Annotated in this window: 19 protein-coding genes; 17 read left to right on the top strand and 2 right to left on the bottom strand. The window is 38.0% G+C overall.

Features of this window, described 5'->3' with window-relative positions; all coding sequences use genetic code 11:
* Positions 1-223: 223 nt before the first annotated feature.
* From glyQ to ABH902_RS01945, 4 genes are all read left to right on the top strand, one after another.
* Positions 224-1,129, top strand: a complete 906-nt coding sequence (glyQ, locus tag ABH902_RS01960) for a glycine--tRNA ligase subunit alpha (protein ID WP_404588845.1) — start codon at positions 224-226, stop codon at positions 1,127-1,129.
* 1 nt (position 1,130) lies between these two features.
* Positions 1,131-3,212 (top strand): glycine--tRNA ligase subunit beta, encoded by a 2,082-nt coding sequence (glyS, locus tag ABH902_RS01955; RefSeq protein ID WP_404588844.1) that lies wholly within the window; start codon positions 1,131-1,133, stop codon positions 3,210-3,212.
* Between the two features lie 249 nt (positions 3,213-3,461).
* Positions 3,462-4,256, top strand: a complete 795-nt coding sequence (locus ABH902_RS01950) for a tryptophan-rich sensory protein (protein ID WP_404588843.1) — start codon at positions 3,462-3,464, stop codon at positions 4,254-4,256.
* 62 nt (positions 4,257-4,318) lie between these two features.
* Complete coding sequence (locus ABH902_RS01945; RefSeq protein WP_404588842.1) at positions 4,319-4,888, top strand: TetR/AcrR family transcriptional regulator; 570 nt, start codon at positions 4,319-4,321, stop codon at positions 4,886-4,888.
* Positions 4,889-4,933: 45 nt separating this feature from the next.
* Here the strand turns inward: ABH902_RS01945 and yidC are convergent, their stop codons facing one another.
* Positions 4,934-5,863 carry a membrane protein insertase YidC gene (gene yidC / locus ABH902_RS01940; protein WP_404588841.1) on the bottom strand — a complete coding sequence of 310 codons (930 nt, stop codon included), beginning with the start codon at positions 5,861-5,863 and terminating at the stop codon, positions 4,934-4,936.
* A 120-nt stretch (positions 5,864-5,983) separates the two neighbouring features.
* Positions 5,984-6,259 carry an acylphosphatase gene (locus ABH902_RS01935; protein WP_404588840.1) on the bottom strand — a complete coding sequence of 92 codons (276 nt, stop codon included), beginning with the start codon at positions 6,257-6,259 and terminating at the stop codon, positions 5,984-5,986.
* Between the two features lie 117 nt (positions 6,260-6,376).
* On the opposite strand from ABH902_RS01935, the gene ABH902_RS01930 reads away from it, so the two are divergent.
* The 13 genes from ABH902_RS01930 to ABH902_RS01870 all read left to right on the top strand — a co-directional run bounded on the left by ABH902_RS01930 (position 6,377) and on the right by ABH902_RS01870 (position 20,637).
* Positions 6,377-7,159 (top strand): TrmH family RNA methyltransferase, encoded by a 783-nt coding sequence (locus ABH902_RS01930; RefSeq protein ID WP_404588839.1) that lies wholly within the window; start codon positions 6,377-6,379, stop codon positions 7,157-7,159.
* Positions 7,160-7,364: 205 nt separating this feature from the next.
* On the top strand, positions 7,365-8,153 hold the full coding sequence (gene rpsB, locus ABH902_RS01925) for a 30S ribosomal protein S2 (RefSeq protein ID WP_154775508.1): 789 nt from the start codon (positions 7,365-7,367) through the stop codon (positions 8,151-8,153).
* A gap of 226 nt (positions 8,154-8,379) precedes the next feature.
* The gene (tsf, locus tag ABH902_RS01920; RefSeq protein WP_404588838.1) at positions 8,380-9,261 is read left to right on the top strand and encodes a translation elongation factor Ts; all 882 of its coding nucleotides are present in this window, start codon (positions 8,380-8,382) and stop codon (positions 9,259-9,261) included.
* A gap of 126 nt (positions 9,262-9,387) precedes the next feature.
* Entirely contained in the window at positions 9,388-10,110 is a 723-nt protein-coding gene (gene pyrH / locus ABH902_RS01915) for a UMP kinase (RefSeq protein ID WP_154775510.1), read from the top strand.
* Positions 10,111-10,113: 3 nt separating this feature from the next.
* The gene (frr, locus tag ABH902_RS01910; RefSeq protein WP_404588837.1) at positions 10,114-10,668 is read left to right on the top strand and encodes a ribosome recycling factor; all 555 of its coding nucleotides are present in this window, start codon (positions 10,114-10,116) and stop codon (positions 10,666-10,668) included.
* Between the two features lie 187 nt (positions 10,669-10,855).
* Positions 10,856-12,322 (top strand): ABC transporter permease, encoded by a 1,467-nt coding sequence (locus tag ABH902_RS01905; RefSeq protein WP_404588836.1) that lies wholly within the window; start codon positions 10,856-10,858, stop codon positions 12,320-12,322.
* Positions 12,323-12,340: 18 nt separating this feature from the next.
* Positions 12,341-13,015: an ABC transporter ATP-binding protein gene (locus ABH902_RS01900; RefSeq protein WP_404588835.1), complete on the top strand. Its 675-nt coding sequence runs from the start codon at positions 12,341-12,343 to the stop codon at positions 13,013-13,015.
* Complete coding sequence (locus tag ABH902_RS01895; protein WP_404588834.1) at positions 13,008-14,525, top strand: PASTA domain-containing protein; 1,518 nt, start codon at positions 13,008-13,010, stop codon at positions 14,523-14,525. Before ABH902_RS01900 ends, ABH902_RS01895 begins: the two co-directional genes overlap by 8 nt.
* A 238-nt stretch (positions 14,526-14,763) precedes the next feature.
* The gene (locus ABH902_RS01890) at positions 14,764-15,570 is read left to right on the top strand and encodes an isoprenyl transferase (protein ID WP_404588833.1); all 807 of its coding nucleotides are present in this window, start codon (positions 14,764-14,766) and stop codon (positions 15,568-15,570) included.
* On the top strand, positions 15,567-16,367 hold the full coding sequence (locus tag ABH902_RS01885; protein ID WP_404588832.1) for a phosphatidate cytidylyltransferase: 801 nt from the start codon (positions 15,567-15,569) through the stop codon (positions 16,365-16,367). Before ABH902_RS01890 ends, ABH902_RS01885 begins: the two co-directional genes overlap by 4 nt.
* 60 nt (positions 16,368-16,427) lie before the next feature.
* Positions 16,428-17,585, top strand: coding sequence for a 1-deoxy-D-xylulose-5-phosphate reductoisomerase (locus ABH902_RS01880; RefSeq protein ID WP_404588831.1), 1,158 nt, complete (start codon positions 16,428-16,430; stop codon positions 17,583-17,585).
* Positions 17,582-18,850: an RIP metalloprotease RseP gene (gene rseP, locus ABH902_RS01875; RefSeq protein WP_404588830.1), complete on the top strand. Its 1,269-nt coding sequence runs from the start codon at positions 17,582-17,584 to the stop codon at positions 18,848-18,850. The genes ABH902_RS01880 and rseP overlap by 4 nt, the downstream gene beginning before the upstream one ends.
* Positions 18,851-18,924: 74 nt before the next feature.
* A complete protein-coding gene (locus tag ABH902_RS01870; RefSeq protein ID WP_404588829.1) occupies positions 18,925-20,637 on the top strand; it encodes a proline--tRNA ligase in 1,713 nt (570 codons plus the stop codon).
* Positions 20,638-20,989 lie beyond the last annotated feature (352 nt).

Raw genomic sequence — 20,989 nt, 5'->3', positions numbered from 1 at the left:
GGAATGCAGGCCTAGCGAGTCCGGGAAGGTGTGAGCCGGATGCTGACGACTTTTGAAGGGCACTTTTGAGCATGAGCTAATGAAGCTGCCGATAACGATCGGAAGTAGGGTGGAACCGCGATTATTCGTCCCTATGTCTCTTGGAGACATAGGGCTTTTTTGTTTTGCTTTTTATTACATTGATTCATTTATTTTACGGTTAAAAATAACAAGGAGGACTATCATGAAAAAGACACTGACTGTGCAGGAAATGATCCTGACATTACAAAAATTCTGGTCGGAAAACGGCTGTATGCTAATGCAGGCTTACGATACGGAAAAAGGAGCGGGTACAATGAGTCCCTATACTTTTTTACGTGCGATCGGACCAGAACCTTGGAACGCTGCTTACGTGGAGCCTTCCCGTCGTCCTGCTGACGGCCGTTATGGTGAAAATCCTAATCGCTTATATCAGCATCATCAATTTCAAGTGGTGATGAAACCGTCACCTGAAAATATTCAAGAGCTCTATTTAGAAAGCTTAAAGCTCCTCGGTATCGATCCATTAGCTCATGATATTCGTTTTGTAGAGGACAATTGGGAAAATCCCTCAATGGGTTGTGCAGGTCTTGGCTGGGAAGTCTGGCTTGATGGTATGGAAATTACTCAGTTTACGTATTTCCAGCAAGTGGGCGGTCTGCCTTGTCATCCGGTAACTTCTGAAATTACTTATGGATTAGAACGCTTGGCTTCTTATATTCAAGAGGTGGAAAGTGTTTATGATTTAGAATGGACGAACGGGGTTAAATATGGAGAAATTTTCAATCAGCCTGAGTATGAGCACTCAAAATACTCCTTTGAAATCAGCAATCAGGATATGCTGCTGGAAAACTTTGATAAATTTGAAAAAGAAGCGAAACGCTGCATTGATGAAAATCTTGTGCATCCGGCCTATGATTATATTTTAAAATGCAGCCACACCTTTAATTTATTAGATGCACGTGGCGCTGTCTCTGTAACAGAGCGTGCCGGCTTTTTAGCCCGCATCAGAAACATGGCGAAAGCTGTGGCAAAAATCTTTGTAGCTGAACGCGAGAAATTGGGCTTCCCATTACTAGCACAAGAAGCATTGAAGAAGGAGGCAGAATAAAATGGCGCAAGACTTATTACTTGAAATTGGTCTGGAAGAAATGCCAGCACATGTTGTAACTCCTAGTAGAGAACAACTAGAGCAAAAAATCATAAAATTTTTAGATGAACATCATTTAGCTTACGAAACTGTTCAAAGCTTTTCAACTCCTCGTCGTTTAGCCGTTCGGGTAACTAATTTACCAGAGCAGCAGGAGGATACTCAAGAAGAGGTAAAAGGACCGGCTAAAAAAATTGCCCTTGACGAACAAGGCAACTGGAGCAAGGCTGCACAGGGCTTTGTTAGAGGACAAGGCTTGACCACGGATGCGATTACGTTTAAAGAGCTTAATGGCGTTGAATATGTTTATGTGACCAAGCATAATCAAGGACAAAAAACGATCGAGGTTTTAACAGGCTTAAAACAAGTGATCATGAGTCTGACTTTCCCTGTTACGATGCATTGGGCTAATTATGACTTTGAATACATTCGTCCGATTCATTGGCTTGTTGCTTTATTAGGAGAAGAGGTTATTCCATTCTCTGTTTTAGATGTTGAAACAAGCAACACTTCTTTAGGACACCGCTTCTTAGGAGATCAAACAAGTTTGATGCATGCCAATGAATATGAGGAAAAACTGAAAGAGCAGTTCGTTATTGTTGATCCTGCAGAAAGAAAAGCGCTGATCACAGCACAAGCAAATCAACTCGCCGAAAAGAATCATTGGTCTGTTGACCTTGATGAAGAATTGCTGGAAGAAGTGAACAATCTTGTGGAGTATCCGACAGTTTTTGTCGGCGGATTTGCGGAAAAGTATTTGTCAGTGCCCGATGAAGTATTAGTAACTTCTATGAAAGAGCATCAACGATATTTTGAAGTAAGAAACGACCAAGGTCTATTGCTGCCGCATTTTATTTCTGTGCGAAATGGCGATCACGTTCACTTGGAAAATGTCATCAAAGGAAACGAAAAGGTCTTAGTTGCACGTTTAGAAGATGCTGAATTTTTCTATAATGAAGATAAAAAGTTGACGATAGATCAATGTGTTGAAAAATTAAAACAAGTAACCTTCCACGAAAAAATCGGTACGATTTACGAAAAAATGCAACGTGTGGGGATCATTAGTCAGATTATCGGTAAAGAAATCGGCTTAAGTGAAGAAGAATTAGCGGATTTAAAACGAGCATCAGAAATTTATAAATTTGATTTAGTTACTAATATGGTCGGCGAATTTCCTGAACTGCAAGGAATTATGGGTGAAAAATATGCCCTGCTGCAAGGAGAAAAACCGACTGTCGCCCAAGCAATTCGTGAGCATTATCTGCCAATCTCAAGTGAAGGTGAGCTACCAGAGTCAGCGATTGGTTCGGTATTAGCTATCGCGGATAAATTGGACAGCGTCTTTTCATTCTTTACTGTTGGCATGATTCCAAGCGGTTCAAACGATCCTTATGCATTACGCCGTCAAACCTATGGTGTTATTCGGATTGTAGAAGCAAAAGGCTGGCAGTTCCCCTTAGTCCAATTACAAATGGAGATCGGCGCGGCAGTGAATGCCGATCAGCAGCGCTTCGGTATTCAACTGACTAAAGGCCAAGAAGAAGTCATTGAGTTTGTCAAAGCGCGTTTACGCCAGTTGCTTTCGACTAAAAATGTTCGTCATGATGTTATTGATGCAGTTGTCAGTGCCGAGCAAAAAGACTTGTCCAAACTATTTTCTGCAGCAAGTATTTTGAAGCAGCATATTTTGGATAATGATTTCAAACCTTCCATTGAAGCTCTTACTCGCGTGATTAACTTGGCGAAAAAAGGACATGAGCTGTTGAAACAAGACAGTAAAGTAGATGAAAGTCTGTTTGAAAATGAGTCAGAAAAAGCTCTACATCAGGCTGTAAATGCATTGGAAGAACGCTTCAAAAATAATACAATGGGTGAAAATTATCAGGCATTAGTTGATTTACGTCCATTAATTGAGAAGTATTTTGACGAAACGATGGTAATGGTGGAAGATGAGAAAGTAAAAGCAAACCGCTTAAATGAACTGAATCGGATTGCTAAAATGGCTCTTTCACTTGCTAGCTTAGATTTGTTGATTGTAAAATAAAAATCAGGCTGAGCCTGACTTTTAGACATCGTTTACAGGTAAATAGAGAGGCGGGTTAAAACTATTTTTTCAGTTTTGACTTGTCCTCTTTTTTTGCGCGTAGAAATGCGGCCACGTTTTAAAATGGAATCAAAATTTTTTCATAATTTTTGCAGACATGCTACGATAAACTTATCAAACGATAAGGAAAGCTCGCTACATCGTTTGCTTGAGCTGAATCCTATCAAAGGTATAGAAGGAGGAAGAAAAATGATTGAAAAAAAATCGAAACTATTTCCATTACTGGTGGTGCTGATTTATTTCATTATGCTGGCAACGAATGCTGCAGCTGTTTTATTGCCGATCAATGGATTAACAACTCAGGAAGTGTCTGATACGTTTCCTAATTTATTTGCACCAGCCGGAATCACGTTCTCTATTTGGTCAGTGATCTATTTGTTATTAGCATTTTTTGTTATTTATCAGTGGCGGAAGCCTGATAGAAATTCTCTATTAGCTGATACGACTGCAACAAGTAAAATTCGGATTGTTTTTATTTTGACTTCCATTTTAAACAGCGTCTGGCTATTCGTTTGGCAATATCTGCAAATTAACTTGTCAATAGTGATTATGCTTGCCTTACTGGCAACCTTGATCTACGCGAATCTATTTTTAAAAAAAGCGGCCGTTTCCAAAAAGGATTATTTCTTTATTCGTTTACCTTTCAGTGTGTATTTTGGTTGGATAACAATTGCGACAATTGCGAATGTTGCTGCGTTGCTGGTCGATAAAAATATTGCATTTTTACAAAATAACCAGCCATTTTGGACAGTCGTTGTTTTAGTCGTCGGTGCATTGATTATCTGCGCTACGATTATTTCTAATCATAACGTTGCTTATGGCTTAGCGACCATTTGGGCTTATTTTGGTATTTTAATTAAGCATCAATCAAAAGAGGGCTGGAATCATCAGTATCCGACAGTTATTTTTGCGGTTATTGTCTGTCTGGTTGTTATTGCCTTTGCTTGTATTTATCAATTATATGTAGAATGGAAGCGCAAATAGGATATTCAACAGCTTTTAATTCTGTTACACTAGAGTGGAATATTGCTATAGGTGGTTAGACAATGGATAAAGAAGCGCTAAATACGAGAGAAAATATCATTAAAATCGCGACAAGATTGTTTATGGATAACGGTTATCAAGGAACTTCGACCAGACAGATTGCTCGTTTGGCAAAAGTTACTCAGCCTAATTTGTATCACCACTTCAAAAATAAAGAGGCGGTTTATATTGGGGTCATTGAAGTACTTTTGAGTGATGTAAATGCTGAATTGGTTCAGATTGTGTCTGATTATCAACTTAATACGATGGCTAAATTGCAAAAATTTGCTCTATGCTTAAAGGAAAATCATCCTTTTGATTTTGACTTAATGGTTCATGATTTTAAAACTAGCTTAACTGAACAAACGCAGCGTCTATTGTTTGGGCTTTGGAATGATTCTTATAAAAAACCATTACTACAGTTATTTCAGGAAAGTGATTTTATTCTTAGAAGTGGAGTCACGGCAGAAGTAGCCACCACGCATTTTCTGAATACTTTAGCGCCTTATATAAAGGCTAATCAGACTGTTTCAGCCTTATCCATTGAACAGATGGTTGATTTTTTTGTGAACGGTATTGCTGGTGAAAAATAATAACGAAAGAGGACTCACTCAATTGAATTGAATGAATCCTCTTTTTTATTTTCTATTTTGTTTACCTGCGTTACGGCCGGTTTTAGGTGTATTTTTTTGAGGCACTGTCTTAGCTGGTGTAGCTTCTTTAGCAGGTGTCACGTCTTTTCTAGGTGTGACTACTTGTTTCGGCGGATTCTTTTTCAGTTCTTCCGCTACCTGAGCTTTAATTCTCGGTCTTAGTAAAATATTTGTGATAAAGGTTTGAATACAAGTGAAAATCCCGCCGACTACCCAGTACAAGGTTACACCTGCCGGGGAGCTCATGGACATGAAAACAATCATTAATGGTGAAACGATCAGCATTGATTTCATGGTTTTCTTTTGTTCTTCAGGAATACCGATGGTTGAAAGGTAACCCTGTCCTAAATAGGCAATACCAGCTAATACAACGAAGATAATGCTTGGCTTGCCAAGATTCACACCGAAGAACGTTGCGCTAAGAATTCCTTCTGTATATTTAGCGGCAAAGAATAAAGCAGAGAAAATCGGCATTTGGATAAGTAAAGGCAAACAACCAATCCCACCCATCATACTCATGTTATTTTCCTTGTAAACTTGCTGTAACTCAGTCTGTGCCTGCATCTGCTCTTCACGAGTAGTTGCTTCTTTTAATTTTGCCTGTGCAGCATCAAGCTGTGGCTTAATAGCTTGCATTTTTTCCGTTTGAATCATACTTTTTCTGGATTGATTCAAGCCTAGTGGCATAATAATCAGACGTACGATGATGGTAATGAAAATAATGGCCCAGCCGTAATTCCAATTAAAATTATCTACCAAATATGTAATGGCACTACTCATGGGCTTCACTAAAACATTATAGACAATTCCGTCTCCAGTAGGCTGACCGTTTTTCCCTGTTTTTACACAGCCGGATAAAAAAAGGACTAAGGTGAATAATCCGGAGCTCAACAGCCATTTATTTAATTTTCTCATGTCATTCTTTCCTTTTCATAAAAATTTGCACAAGTCTAACTATACTTGAAAAAGCGTTTTTTTTCAATATAAAATAGAAGAATCCGTCTCAAGTATGAGATCAGATTCTTTTCAAGTAATTTAATTGGTAACTTTGAAACTTGTATAATCTTCAATCAGCGGATCATCTTGTAAATCGACATAGGTCACTCTTCCGGCTGGACTGGGGGATTCTTTAATTGTTTTGATAAAGGTTTGCATCACATCATCTGAGCCGATCGCTTCAATTGAAACAGAACCATCATCCTCATTTTTTACCGTACCGAAAATCCCTAATTCATCTGCTTTTATCTTCGTCATGTAGCGAAATCCGACGCCCTGTACCCGTCCTTGGACATTCATTCGTACTTTTCTCAAACCGAAAACACCTCGCTTTTTCTTTTAATGATAGCGATTTTTTTCATTTCTGGCAAGGGAATTAGTCCCTGTTTGATTTCAAAAAATCATGGTATACTGTTCAAGCGAGGTGTGAAAATGAAAGAAATTTTATCAACAAAAAATCCATTTATTAAAGAATTAAAAAAGTTAAATCGAAAAAAATATCGTGAAGAAAGTCAGCGCTATATCGCAGAAGGTTTTCATTTAATTGAAGAAGCGATAAAAGCGGGCGCTGATGTGGAATGGCTACTAGTGAGTCAAAGAGGTCAGCGGGAATGGGGACAATGGCTTGTTCAGCAAGATCAAGAACAAGTAATATATGTATCTGATGAGGTATTAGCAGTTTTGTCGGAATTACCAACACCTCAAGGACTGCTTGCCGTAATAAAAATGCCGAAAGTCACTAAGCAACAGGCTTTTTCAGGAAGCTGGCTGCTCTTAGATAATGTACAGGATCCGGGGAATGTGGGCACGATGATTCGAACAGCGGATGCTGCTGGCATGACTGGTGTGATTCTTGGAGAGGGTAGTGCTGATATTTATAGCACAAAGGTTTTGCGGGCAATGCAGGGAAGCAACTATCATTTGCCTATTTTAAGGATGCCGCTGGAAATTGCAGTCGACACTTTCAGACAGTCAAGTGTTCCCGTTTACGGAACTGAGTTGAATAAAGAAGCAGTCATCTATCAAAAGGTTCCTCCTGCAAAGAACTATGCGCTTATTATGGGGAATGAGGGGCAGGGAATCCGACAAGACTTGCTGAAATTGACTGATCAAAATTTATATATTCCGATTTTAGGTCAGGCTGAATCACTCAATGTGGCGATTGCGGCTGGAATTTTAATGTATCATTTCGCTCAAACAAACAATGAGCGCTAGCGATACGAACTTGTTTCCATTAGCTGCAAAAAAAATCTGATTTTTAGTTGTAATATGATAAAAAATAAGCTATACTAATTAACGGTGTAAATACACCAAATCCACATTCATGTTTGATTTATAAGGCGGTGCTGCGTATAGTAGTTCCTTATAAAGATGAGAACGGAAGAGGGAACAAATAAAAACCAACTGGAGGAAACAACACATGGCAGTAATTTCTATGAAACAATTACTAGAAGCCGGCGTACATTTTGGTCACCAAACTCGTCGCTGGAACCCAAAAATGAAGAAATACATCTTCACAGAAAGAAACGGTATCTACATCATTGACTTGCAAAAAACAGTTAAATTAGTAGATGCAGCTTACGATTACATGAAAAACGTTGCAGAAGAAGGCGGCGTGGCATTATTCGTAGGAACAAAGAAACAAGCACAAGAAGCGATCAAAGACGAAGCAATTCGTTCAGGTCAGTTTTACGTAAATCACCGTTGGTTAGGTGGTACTCTAACTAACTGGGATACAATTCAAAAACGTATCAAACGCTTGAAAGACATCAACAAAATGGAAGAAGACGGTACATTTGACGTACTTCCTAAAAAAGAAGTTGTTGGCTTAAACAAACAACGTGAACGTCTTGAAAAATTCTTAGGTGGTATCGCTGATATGCCTAGAATTCCAGATGTAATGTACATTGTTGACCCTCGTAAAGAACGTATTGCTGTTCAAGAAGCACAAAAATTGAACATCCCAATCGTAGCGATGGTTGATACAAACTGTGATCCGGATGAAATTGATGTAGTAATTCCATCAAATGACGACGCTATTCGTGCCGTTAAATTAATCACAGCAAAAATGGCTGATGCATTCATCGAAGGAAACCAAGGTGAAGACCAAGTCGTTGAAGAAACATTTACTGAAGGTAATTCCGAAGCAGCTGCATCTATCGAAGAAATCGTTGATGTTGTTGAAGGCAGCAACGAATCAGCTGAATAATAGAAAATAACGGAGCTGTCTCGAAGGCTAGGCGAAAAAGCCTGATTCTCCTTTGAGATAGCTTTTTTAAAACGAATGAATACAGAAACTGTTTAGCTTCTCAGGCTAACACTTCGGAAAAAAGATAAAATAATCTCGTGACAAAAAGCGTCACAATCTTATTTTCCTATTTTTCTGTCAGTGTTAAACGAGCCTGTTCAGCTTTAAAAATTAGGAGGAACTAAAAATGGCGAATATTTCAGCAAAATTAGTTAAAGAATTACGCGATATGACTGGTGTCGGTATGATGGATGCCAAAAGAGCATTAGTAGAAGTCGAAGGTAATATTGAAGCAGCTGTTGATTATTTACGTGAAAAAGGAATGGCTAAAGCAGCTAAGAAAAATGATCGTGTTGCTGCTGAAGGATTAGCAAATGTTGCAACAGATGGGAATTTTGCAGCAATCGTAGAAGTAAACTCTGAAACTGACTTCGTTTCTAAAAACGAAATGTTCCAAGAATTAGTGAAAAAAATTGCTACTGAAATTGCTAAAAACAAACCAGCATCAATGGAAGAAGCCTTAGCAATCAAAACGGACAAAGGAACAATCGAGTCTGAGTTAGTTGAAGCAACAACTGTTATCGGTGAAAAAATCAGCTTCCGTCGTTTTGAAGTAGTTGAAAAAGCAGATAATGCTGCTTTTGGTGCTTACTTACACATGGGCGGCCGCATCGCGGTATTAGCTGTTTTAGATGGCACAACTGACGAAGAAGTTGCTAAAGACGTAGCAATGCACGTAGCAGCAATTAACCCTCGTTATGTAAACGAATCTCAAATTCCTCAAGAAGAATTAGATCATGAAAAAGCAATTCTTTCTGAACAAGCATTAAATGAAGGCAAACCTGCAAACATCGTTGAAAAAATGGTCGTTGGCCGTTTGAACAAATTTAAAGCTGAAATCTCATTAGTGGATCAACCATTCGTTAAAGATCCAGATATGACAGTTGAAAAATATGTTGCTTCTAAAGGTGCAACTGTTAAATCATTCACTCGCTTTGAAGTTGGCGAAGGAATCGAAAAACGTGAAGACAACTTTGCGGATGAAGTAATGAGCCAAATTAAAAAATAAATCTGTTTCTTGTTCTGAAACAGTTGGGAACGCATGTCAATGCGCTCCCTTTTTTTAGGAATTAAAAGAAATAATACCGGGAATGTGTTAGAATATTCATAGAGAAATGGTGGAGGGAAATCAAACATGGTAAAACCTAAGTATCAACGTGTTGTATTAAAGTTAAGTGGTGAAGCTTTAGCTGGAGAAGAAGGATTCGGAATTAAACCTCCTGTTATCAAGGATATTGTACAAGAAATTAAAGAAGTTCATGAACTTGGTATTGAAATGGCTATTGTAGTCGGTGGCGGCAATATCTGGCGCGGTCAAATCGGTGCGCAAATGGGCATGGAACGTGCTCAAGCTGATTATATGGGCATGCTGGCGACTGTGATGAATGCATTGGCACTGCAGGATACGCTGGAAAATCTTGGTGTGCCAACAAGAGTTCAAACATCCATTGAAATGCGTCAAATCGCAGAGCCGTACATCCGTCGTCGTGCAGAACGTCATTTAGAAAAAGGACGGATCGTGATCTTTGCCGGCGGTACTGGTAATCCTTATTTCTCAACTGACACAACCGCAGCTTTACGTGCAGCTGAAGTAAATGCAGATGTTATTCTCATGGCTAAAAACAACGTTGATGGTGTGTATTCAGCAGATCCAAAATTGGATGCCAACGCTGTGAAATTTGAAGAACTAACACATTTAGAAGTGATTTCAAAAGGCTTGCAAGTAATGGATTCAACCGCAAGCTCATTAAGTATGGACAACGATATTCCATTAGTTGTATTTAATTTAAACGAAACAGGTAATATTCGTCGGGCATGTCTTGGCGAAAATATCGGAACAACCGTAAGGGGGAAATAAAACATGAATGCAATCTTGCAAACAGCAAAAGAAAAAATGGGAAAAGCAGAACAAAGTTTAGTTCGTGAATTAGGCCAAATTCGCGCTGGTCGTGCGAATGCCAGTCTTTTGGATCGGATTCAAGTCGATTACTACGGAGCACCAACACCAATCAATCAATTAGCTGGAATTAATATTCCGGAAGCACGTGTATTAATGATCACTCCGTTTGATAAAAATTCATTAGAAGATATTGAAAAAGCGATTCAGGCAAGCGACATCGGCATTAGCCCAACCAACGACGGAACAGTAATTCGTTTAGTGATTCCGCAACTAACCGAAGAACGTCGGAAAGAATTGGCGAAAGATGTGAAAAAAGCAGCAGAAAATGCTAAAATCGCTGTTCGTAATATTCGTAGAGATGCCATTGACGATTTGAAAAAACAACAAAAAAACAATGAAATCACTGAAGACGAATTACGTACACTTGAAAAAGAAGCTCAAAAATTAACTGATGACAGCGTGAAAAATATTGACGATATCACTGCTGAAAAAGAAAAAGAACTATTAGAAGTATAAAATAAAAAAAGTAGATTTTTACGACTTACCTTCGTAGAAATCTACTTTTTTTACTGTTGCGAGAAAGAAGAAAAAGATAAAATAAACCAATTAAAAGAAGACAAAAACAAAATACAAAAAAAGCCTTGTTTATTACATATTGTTATGGAATAATGATTTTAACTACAGCTTCAAAGGAGATGATGAAGTGAATTTTATAAAAAGAGCGCTGTACAGTGTAACTAGAAAAAAAGGAAAGTCCCTGATTTTATTTGCGGTTATTTTTGTATTAGGAAATGTAATTGCTGGTGCTATTGCCATTCAACAATCGACACAAAACGTCGAAAAAAATGTAAAAAAGCAATTAGGTGGCTTAGCTACTATTGAGATTGATTATGAAAATAATCAGGATTTATTGGAACAAGAAGATTTTGTTCCAGAGCAACTAAAAGTTGAATTAATCAAAAAAATCGGCAAATCTCCTTATCTTAAATATTATGACTATAACACAATGAGTTGGGTACAAACAAAGGATTTGAAAGCTGTTACAATGAATTCAGAGGACTCAGAAAATTTTGTTGGAACAGAAGGCTTTTCATTAAAAGGAACAAATTATTCTAAGATTTTGGACATTGAAGAAAAGAAAATCAAACTAGTTTCAGGTAGTACATTTACTCAAGAGGAAATAGATTCAGGTAAAAATGTAGGCTTAATTTCAAAGAAAGTCGCTGATGAAAACGGGTTGTCTGTTGGAGATCAAATGATTATGGATTCTCGAGGATTGGATTATACAGAAAATGGAGAAAAAGAACTATTCAAAACAGACATACCAATCAAAATTATCGGTATTTTTGAACCTATGTCGGTAGAAGTGAAAGATGAAAAAGACAAAAAGAAGCCAACGACAGATCAACAATTTTTGTCAATGGAACAGTTGAATACGGTTTATTTACCTAATAAGGCTGTAGTAGAGATTAATAAAAATTATAGTGAACAAATGAAAAAAACAGCTTCAGACAGTTCGATGTACGAAGGTTATGAGGATGAAGAATATTACACCCCTGTGTACGTTTTGAAAAATCCTGATGATGTGGAAGCCTTTAAACAAGAAACGCAGCCGCTTTTGCCAGAGGCTTATAAAGTAATTGCGTCAACGGACCAATATGATAAGATTGGCGGAAGTATGAATAAGATGGCCAAAATTTCTGGATATGTCGTCTGGATTGCTGTGATTGCTGCTTTACTAATTATTTCGCTGGTTGTTCTACTATTTATGCGGGATCGAAAACATGAATTGGGAATTTATCTTTCTTTAGGGGACAAACGCGGACATGTCATGGGGCAAATTATTCTTGAGTTGCTGTTGATTAGCGGTATCGCGCTAATATTATCTTTGATAACAGGAAACTTTTTAGGAAAAATCGTTTCGGAATCGCTGTTAAATAGTGACTTTTTGGCTACTGCTGGCGGACAAATGGACAATTTTTTGATTAATGGTGGCATTTTGAACAACGCAGATCTGACAACAGATGATATTCTCAATGCTTATGAAGTGAAATTTTCTATTGCTTATATTATCTCGTATTTGGTAGTAGGCTTGGCAACTGTTTTGCTTTCTGCTGTTTTACCATTGCTTTATATTGTACGTTTAAATCCAAAGAAAATTATGATGTAAGAAAGGATTAGTGAGCTTATGGCAATTTTAGAAGCAAAAGGCTTAAGTTATTATTATCAAGACGGCGATCAACGTCGCTTTATATTGAAAAATACAACTGTTTCATTTGAGCGCGGGAAATTTTATACAATATTAGGTCAGTCTGGTTCAGGCAAAACGACTTTTCTGTCTCTAATCAGTGCGCTCGATACACCAAATGAAGGACAGGTTTTGTTAAATGGGCAAGATATAAAAACGATTGGGTATGAAAAGTATCGCCGCGATGCAGTAAGTATTATTTTTCAAAGCTATAATTTAGTGCCATATTTGACTGCTTTAGAAAATGTATTAGTCGCTATGTCGATTACTGATAATCAATTACCGCCGAATCAACGAGAAGTAGCCTATAATCTTTTAGATTACATCGGAATCACTCACGAAAAGGCAGATCGTTTAGTGAATCAGCTTTCAGGTGGAGAACAGCAGCGTGTCGCTATTGCGCGTGCACTTTCTACAAATGTTGAGGTTATTTTGGCAGATGAACCCACCGGTAATTTGGATGAAGGAATGGAACAGGAAATAGTCGATATTTTTCGAAATCTGGCTGAAGTTCACAACAAATGTGTGATCGTTGTAACACATTCTAATGATATAGCTAGTCAATCAGATGAAACCTATTACCTGAAAAAAGGTGTGTTAAAAAAATATGAGTGATTTTTTATCAAATTTTAGCGGCGAAAACTATAAACATACACGTCAGAAAAAGATCGATCAAAAGGAAGCAGAGTCAACGGCATCTGCTGAAGCTACTGAGCCTCAACCAGAAAAGATGGAAATGGGACCTATAAATTCTCCTGAGAATGATTATGAGCGGAACACTACTCATGCTACAAAGCATTCAGCAGTTAATGAAAAAGAGTTGATTTACACGAAACGTCCCGTCAAGAAAAAACGCAGTTTAATAAAAACTGCGCAACATGATTCTAGTTCTGTCGAAGCCGCTGTGTCAGAACAAAATCCTGAGGAAATGACCGAAACAGATCCTACATTTAAAAACAAGCAAAAAAAGAAATATATATTGATAGCCTTAGGTCTCATTGTTTTAAGTATAACAATTTTTTTAATTTATTATCAATTAACACATGTTATGGTTCCAAATTTTGAAGCAAAAGAGCTTTCAGAAGTGAGGGAATGGACGTCTGAAAATAACGTAAAACTTGAAGTAAAGCAAAAATATGATTTTGACAAAGACGTTAATAGTATTATTCATCAAAGCGTTAAAAATAGAAAAATAAAAAAAGGCAGTCAACTTACTGTAGATGCAAGTTTAGGACCGGATCCGGAGGAATCACTTTCGCTGCCTGTGTTTAAAGAATTATCTCTTGACGAAGCTAAGCTATGGATTAAAGAACATAAAGCAGATAATCTTGCGATCATAGAAGAATATAGTGAATCAATCAATACTGGAGATTTCATTAAATTCGAAATGACAACGAAAGATGTGAAACCTGAAGACTATAAACGAAAAGATAAAGCCAAGCTGTACTTCTCCAAAGGAAAGGAAGTCTTTGAAAAAGATATTTCTATGCCTGATTTCGCCAACAAGACGAAAGAGGAAGTTAATGAATGGACGAAAAAAAATGAGATCAGCTTAAAAGTTGAAGAGTCAGATTCGGACAGTGTTGAAAACGGTAAGGTGATTTCTCAGAGTATTAGCAAAGGAACAAAAGTTGCTAAAAAAGAAACGCTGACTGTGGTGATTTCAGCTGGTAAAGCAATTGTAGTCCCTGATTTTTCTCAGTTCACATCAGATGAAGCGGAAGGCAAAGCCGGCGGATTTCAGGTTCAGATCAAACAATCATTCAGTGATGTTGTACCTTATGGACGTTTTATTAGCCAATCTATTGAAGTTGGCAAGAAATTTTCTGAAAAAGATGCAAAACCAGCAATTCAGGTAGTATACTCGATTGGAAAGCCTTTTATCAAAGATCTTCGTAACAATACGTTGGAAGGTGATCTGCCAAAAATCTTTTTTGATGAATATCAAGCGAAAGGTGCAAATATTACGTACGAGGTACATTATGTCGATTCTTCTGTCACTAAAGGAACAGTGGTTCAAATGAGCAGCTATAATGAATTTATTCCGATTAATTCTATTATCCAAATTGGTGTGAGTAAAGGAAATATACAAGCAGATAAGAAAACAGAAGAAGAAACAGAGTGAGTACTCCTGTTCTTTGAATGGACGTGTTTTCGGGTATTGAAGTATACTATGAATAATTATACTTTGATGCCCGAACTTTTGCGTGCTAAAAAAGTCAATCTAGACTAGAATTGGAAAATTTTACTCTTTTATTGAGGAATTTATTAAATAATCTCGAAAAGTTTTTCATTTGCATAGGCTTTTTCACAAGATATTGCTATAATAGTCTAGTCAGATTTTTGGATTGGAGGGAAAATGTATGTTACGTTTTTTTCCGCAAAAAAATAAATACGTACAAGAAGAAACAACGTTTACATTTAATACCGAAGGACCAATCCCTAAACATGTGGCAGTTATTATGGACGGGAATGGGCGCTGGGCGCAGAATCGCCGGTTGCCGAGAATTGCTGGTCACAAAGAGGGAATGAATACAGTAAAGAAAATCACCAAACATGCAAGTAAATTAGGAATCAAGGTGTTAACTTTATATGCGTTTTCGACAGAAAACTGGAAGCGTCCGTCAGACGAAGTCAGCTTTTTAATGCAGTTGCCGGTTGATTTTTTTGATACGTTTGTACCGGAGCTGATTAAAGAAAATGTCAAAGTGCAAGTGATGGGCTACAAGGAGTTCCTGCCAGCACACACACAGGACGCGGTGGAACGAGCAATTGAGCAAACCAAGGACAATACAGGAATGGTTTTAAATTTTGCTTTAAATTATGGTGCAAGAGCGGAAATCATTACGGCCGTAAAAGCCATTGCTGCAAAAAGTCAACAAGGACTGATAGAGCCAGCTGAGATTGATGAAAAAACAATCTCAGAGCACTTAATGACAGGCTTTTTACCAGAGGAGTTAAGAGATCCTGAATTATTAATTCGTACAAGCGGCGAAGAACGAATCAGCAACTTTTTATTGTGGCAGATTGCATATAGTGAATTGTTTTTTACAGATGCCTTTTGGCCGGATTTTAATGACAAACTCTTGGAAACGGCTATCGCATCTTTTCAAAATCGAACGCGTCGTTTTGGCGGTTTGAAGGAAGAAACTGAGGAGGAGTTAAAATGAAACAGCGCGTCATTACAGCAGCTGTAGCTTTGGTGGTTTTTATTCCCATCATTTGGTATGGCAATTTTGTCATTGAATTAGCTGCTGCGGTTTTAGCCGTAGTTGGTGTGTATGAATTATTCAAAATGAAAGGGTTGGAATTAGCCAGCTTCGAAGGCGTTCTAGCTGCTTTAGGTACAATCTTTTTAGTTTTGCCGAAAGAACGCTGGTTTTTCTTTTTGCCCGAAAAAGCAGATAATTTTATTCTCTTTTATCTAACTGTGATGATTTTATTGGGTGGTTTAGTTGCTTCAAAAAATATGTATACTATTTCTCAAGCTGGTTTTCCAGTTATTGCCAGTTTATATGTGGGAGTAGGATTTCAAAATTTTGTGACAGCCAGACAGGCAGGCTTTGTTGTTTTACTGTATGCATTATTTGTAGTTTGGGCAACAGATATTGGTGCTTATTTTATCGGAAAGCGTTTTGGAAAACGAAAATTAATGCCGGATGTTTCACCAAATAAAACAATTGAAGGCTCATTAGGCGGTATTTTATCTGCGGTTGTGGTCGCTTTGATCTTTTTACTGGTAAATCCAAACAAAGAGTTGTTTGTTTATAATCTGCCTGTTATGTTGATTTTAACTGTAGTGTTTTCAATTGTCGGCCAATTCGGCGATTTGGTGGAATCTTCGATCAAACGTCATTACGATGTAAAAGATTCAGGAAATATTTTGCCAGGACATGGCGGTATTTTAGATCGTTTTGACAGCTTGTTGTTTGTCTTTCCAATTATGCATTTATTCGGGTTATTTTAATTTCTAATTCAAGAAGGGAAGGTGAAAAACTCTGAATGTCTCAGAGTTTTTCTTTTTACTATGAAAAAAATCGCATTACTTGGTGCTACCGGGTCTATTGGTACAAGCACAGTAGATGTAGTATTGGCTCATCCAGAATTGTTCAGCATTGTTTCTTTAACATTTCACGAAAATGTTGAGCAAGGAACTGCTTTGATTAAGTTATTGAAGCCGCAATATGTAGGAGTAGGTACAGAAGCAATCAAAGAACAGCTGGCGGAATTATTTCCTGATATTTGTTTTGGGGTAGGAGAAACAGGGTTAGTGGAAGCGGCAACGTTGAAAGAGGCAGAAGTCGTACTAACCGCCGTAACCGGCAGTGTGGGCTTACTTCCGACAATGGCTGCGATTGAAGCAGGAAAAGATATTGCTTTAGCCAATAAAGAAACCTTAGTCATGGCCGGAAAATGGGTGATGGAAAAAGCGAAAAAGCATAACGTTCAGATTTTACCTGTCGATAGTGAACATTCAGCAATTTTCCAATGTCTCCAAGGAGAAAAGCAAAATTTAAAAGAATTAGTGATTACAGCTTCTGGCGGCAGCTTTAGAGACTTATCACGTGAGGAACTAAAAACTGTTACTTTAGCACAGGCTTTAAAACACCCTAATTGGTCAATGGGTAAAAAAATTACTATTGATTCATCGACAATGATGAATAAAGGGTTAGAAGTCATAGAAGCACATTGGTTATTTGGTACAGATTATGATAAAATAAAAGTTGTTTTACATAAAGAAAGCATTGTTCATTCAATGATTGTTTTAAAAGACGGCGCTTATTTGGCACAGTTGGGACCAAGTGATATGCGCGAACCGATTCAGTATGCGCTGACCTATCCTAAACGTTTACCGATTAAAAATGAAAAAGTGTTTGATCTTACAGAGATTGCTAAGCTGCACTTTGAAAAAATGAATTTTGAGCGGTTTCCAATGCTGGCGCTTGCCTATACGGTTGGCAGAAAAGGCGGTGCGTACCCTACAGTCTATAATGCAGCGAATGAAATTGCGGCAAATGCTTTTATTGAAGGGAAGATTTCCTATTTGCAGATCGAACAGCTTGTCAAAAGAGCTGTTGAACAATACAATGAAACAACAGAAGTTACTTTTGAAGAAGTATTGATAATTGATAAAAAAACGAGAGCAATCGTAGAAGGATGGATTAAGAAAGAAGGTCGTATATGAAAACTATCATAACATTTATTATCGTCTTTGGCGTTCTTGTACTGGTGCATGAATTCGGACATTTCTTTTTTGCTAAAAGATCAGGTATTTTAGTACGCGAATTTGCCATTGGTATGGGACCAAAAATCTTTGCTCATCAAGGAAAAGATGGTACTGCATATACTATCCGCATGTTGCCGATTGGCGGCTATGTACGGATGGCAGGAATGGGTGAGGATGAAACAGAGCTGGTTCCGGGAATGCCGTTATCTGTTGAACTGAATGAACAAGAAGAAGTTGTAAAAATTAATACAAGCAAGAAGGTTCAGCTTACGAATAGTATTCCGTTGGAAATGCTTGAAGCCGATCTAGAGAAAGAATTATTCATCAAAGGCTATGTAAATGGTGACGAAACAACAGAGATTACCTATCGTGTAAACCACGATGCGACTATTATTGAACAAGATGGTACTGAAGTACGGATTGCACCGCTTGATGTTCAGTTTCAGTCAGCAAAGCTTTGGCAGCGGATGTTGACCAACTTTGCCGGGCCTATGAATAATTTTATTTTGGCTTTTGTCTTATTCACAATTTATGTCTTTATGCAAGGCGGCGTGGCTTATACGAATACGAATTTGATTGGTGAAGTTCAGGCAAACAGTCCTGCTGAAGAGGCGAGTTTAAAGCCGAACGACAAAATTTTGTCCATTGATGGTAAAAAGGTTTCAGACTGGGAGGACTTTACGGAAATCATTCAGGCCAGTCCCAATCAGGAATTAAATTTATTGGTTGAATCAGATGGTAAGACCAAAGAAGTTGATATCACTCCGAAGGCAGAAGAATCCGGCGGCAAAGAGATTGGCTTAATTGGCATTACTCCGCCAAAGAAGACCGGCTTTATGGATAAGTTGGCTGGCGGATTTCAACAGACAGTTAGTGGCTCCATGCAGATTTTTAAAGCATTAAAATCATTAATTACCGGCTTTAGTTTGAATAAATTGGGTGGTCCGGTAATGATGTTCCAATTATCTGCGGAAGCGTCAAAAGCAGGTGTGGGTACCGTTATCGCAATGATGGCTATGTTATCTGTAAACTTAGGTATTATCAACCTGTTGCCGATTCCAGCACTGGATGGGGGCAAAATTATTTTAAATATTTTAGAAGGAGTAAGAGGAAAACCTTTAAGCCAAGAAAAAGAAGGAATACTAACACTAGTCGGGTTTGGGTTCATTATGGTATTAATGGTGTTAGTTACTTGGAATGATATTCAACGTTTTTTCTTTTAAATAAATAATTATAATGTACTTTTGGCGAATGACTTGAGGAGTAATGGTATTCGTTCAAACAAAGGAGAGTTCTAATGAAACAGTCAAAAATGTTAATCCCTACGTTACGTGAAGTTCCAAATGATGCAGAGGTTTTAAGTCATCAGATGTTATTAAGAGCCGGGTATATTCGCCAGGTTTCTGCGGGTATTTATTCTTATTTGCCTTTGGCTAATCGTGTGCTAGGCAAGTTAAAACAAATTATGCGTGAAGAATTTGCCAAAATTGACGCAGTGGAAATGCTGATGCCAGCCTTATTACCAGCTGAACTTTGGAAAGAATCTGGTCGTTATGAAACCTACGGGCCAAATCTTTACCGCTTAAAAGATCGCAACGATCGTGATTACTTATTGGGCCCAACTCATGAAGAAACCTTTACTGAATTGATTCGTGATGAAATCAATTCATACAAACGTTTACCGTTAAACCTTTATCAGATTCAAACCAAATATCGTGACGAAAAACGTCCGCGTTTTGGTCTGTTAAGAGGACGAGAATTCATCATGAAGGACGGTTATTCTTTCCATGCAAGTGAAGAAAGTCTGGATGAAGCGTATCGTGATTATGAAAAAGCCTACACTGCGATTTTTGAACGTTGCGGCTTAAACTTCCGTGCAATTATCGGTGACGGCGGCGCTATGGGTGGTAAGGATTCAAAAGAATTTATGGCGATTTCAGAAATTGGCGAAGATACTATTTGTTTTTCAACTGAAGGAGATTATGCAGCCAACTTAGAAATGGCGACCAGTTTATATACGCCGAAAAAATCGCATGAAACACAGCTGGCTATTGAAAAAATAGCGACACCTGATGTGACGTCGATTGAACAAGTTGCTAAGTTTTTTGAAGTAGAATCAAGTAAAATTATTAAGTCTGTTTTGTTTATGGCAGATGGTGAACCAGTGCTTGTATTGGTTCGCGGTGACCATGAAGTAAATGACGTGAAATTGAAAAACTTCTTAGGTGTAGATTTCTTAGAAGAAGCAACAGATGAAGATGCGCGCCAATATTTAAATGCAGATTTTGGTTCTGTGGGTCCCGTTGGCTTATCAGAAGAAGTGAAGCTATACGCTGATCGCTATGTTCAAGATTTAGCCAATGCGATTACTGGGGCTAATGAAACAGGCTATCATTTGACGAATGTAAATCCAGGCAGAGATTTCACCCCAATCAGCTACGAAGACTTTCGTTTTGTTCAAGAAGGCGATCTATCACCAGACGGCAATGGCGTTCTTGAATTTACCAAAGGAATTGAAATTGGACATATCTTCAAGCTCGGTACTCGTTACAGTGAAGCAATGGGTGCAACCGTACTGGATGAAAATGGTCGTGAAAAGCATGTGATTATGGGCTGTTATGGTATCGGCGTTAGTCGTCTGCTGTCTGCAATTGTGGAACAAAATGCGGATGAAAACGGCATTAACTGGCCGACCGGTATTGCGCCATTTGATTTGCACATTGTTCAAATGAATGTTAAAGATGAGTATCAAACAAAGCTTGCGCAAGAAGTGGATGAAATGATGGCTGCCTCTGGCTATGAAGTTTTGGTGGATGATCGTAATGAGCGAGCAGGTGTTAAATTCGCTGATGCAGATTTAATCGGTTGTCCGGTGCGAATCACTGTAGGTAAAAAAGCAGTGGATGGTGTTGTCGAAGTAAAAATCAAACGGACGGGTGAGATGGTAGAAGTCCGCAAAGAAGAGTTAGAAAGTACATTGAACATTCTTTTGAATGCTGAACAAAATTAAAAGCTGTCTGTAATAGGAGCGTGGGGAAAATCATTTTCCACGCTTAAAACCTAATAAATGATTGAAACAGTAAAGCAAGAAAGTTATACCTTCTCTGGGGTCTGGGAGTTGAACACTTCTTTCTTGTTTTTCTGAACATTGTTTTTCATAGGAAAAAATAGTATACTTGATAGTGGCGAGGCACTTGGCAGAAATGTCTAAGGGCCTCTTTCTTATCAAATTTGTGTGTACTGTTTGTCGGTATATACCATAAAATAGATGCAGGGTTTGTAGTACATATGCAATCATCCTTTTCTGACTGGCTTGAGACAAAAAAGGATATGAGAGCAATTCGTTTTAGGAGGTTCTTTGA

Origin of the sequence: Enterococcus sp. UD-01 (assembly GCF_044909655.1) — a bacterium.
In the GTDB taxonomy this organism is placed as follows: Bacteria; Bacillota; Bacilli; order Lactobacillales; family Enterococcaceae; genus Enterococcus_L.
This window is presented reverse-complemented; position numbering and strand designations above follow the sequence as displayed.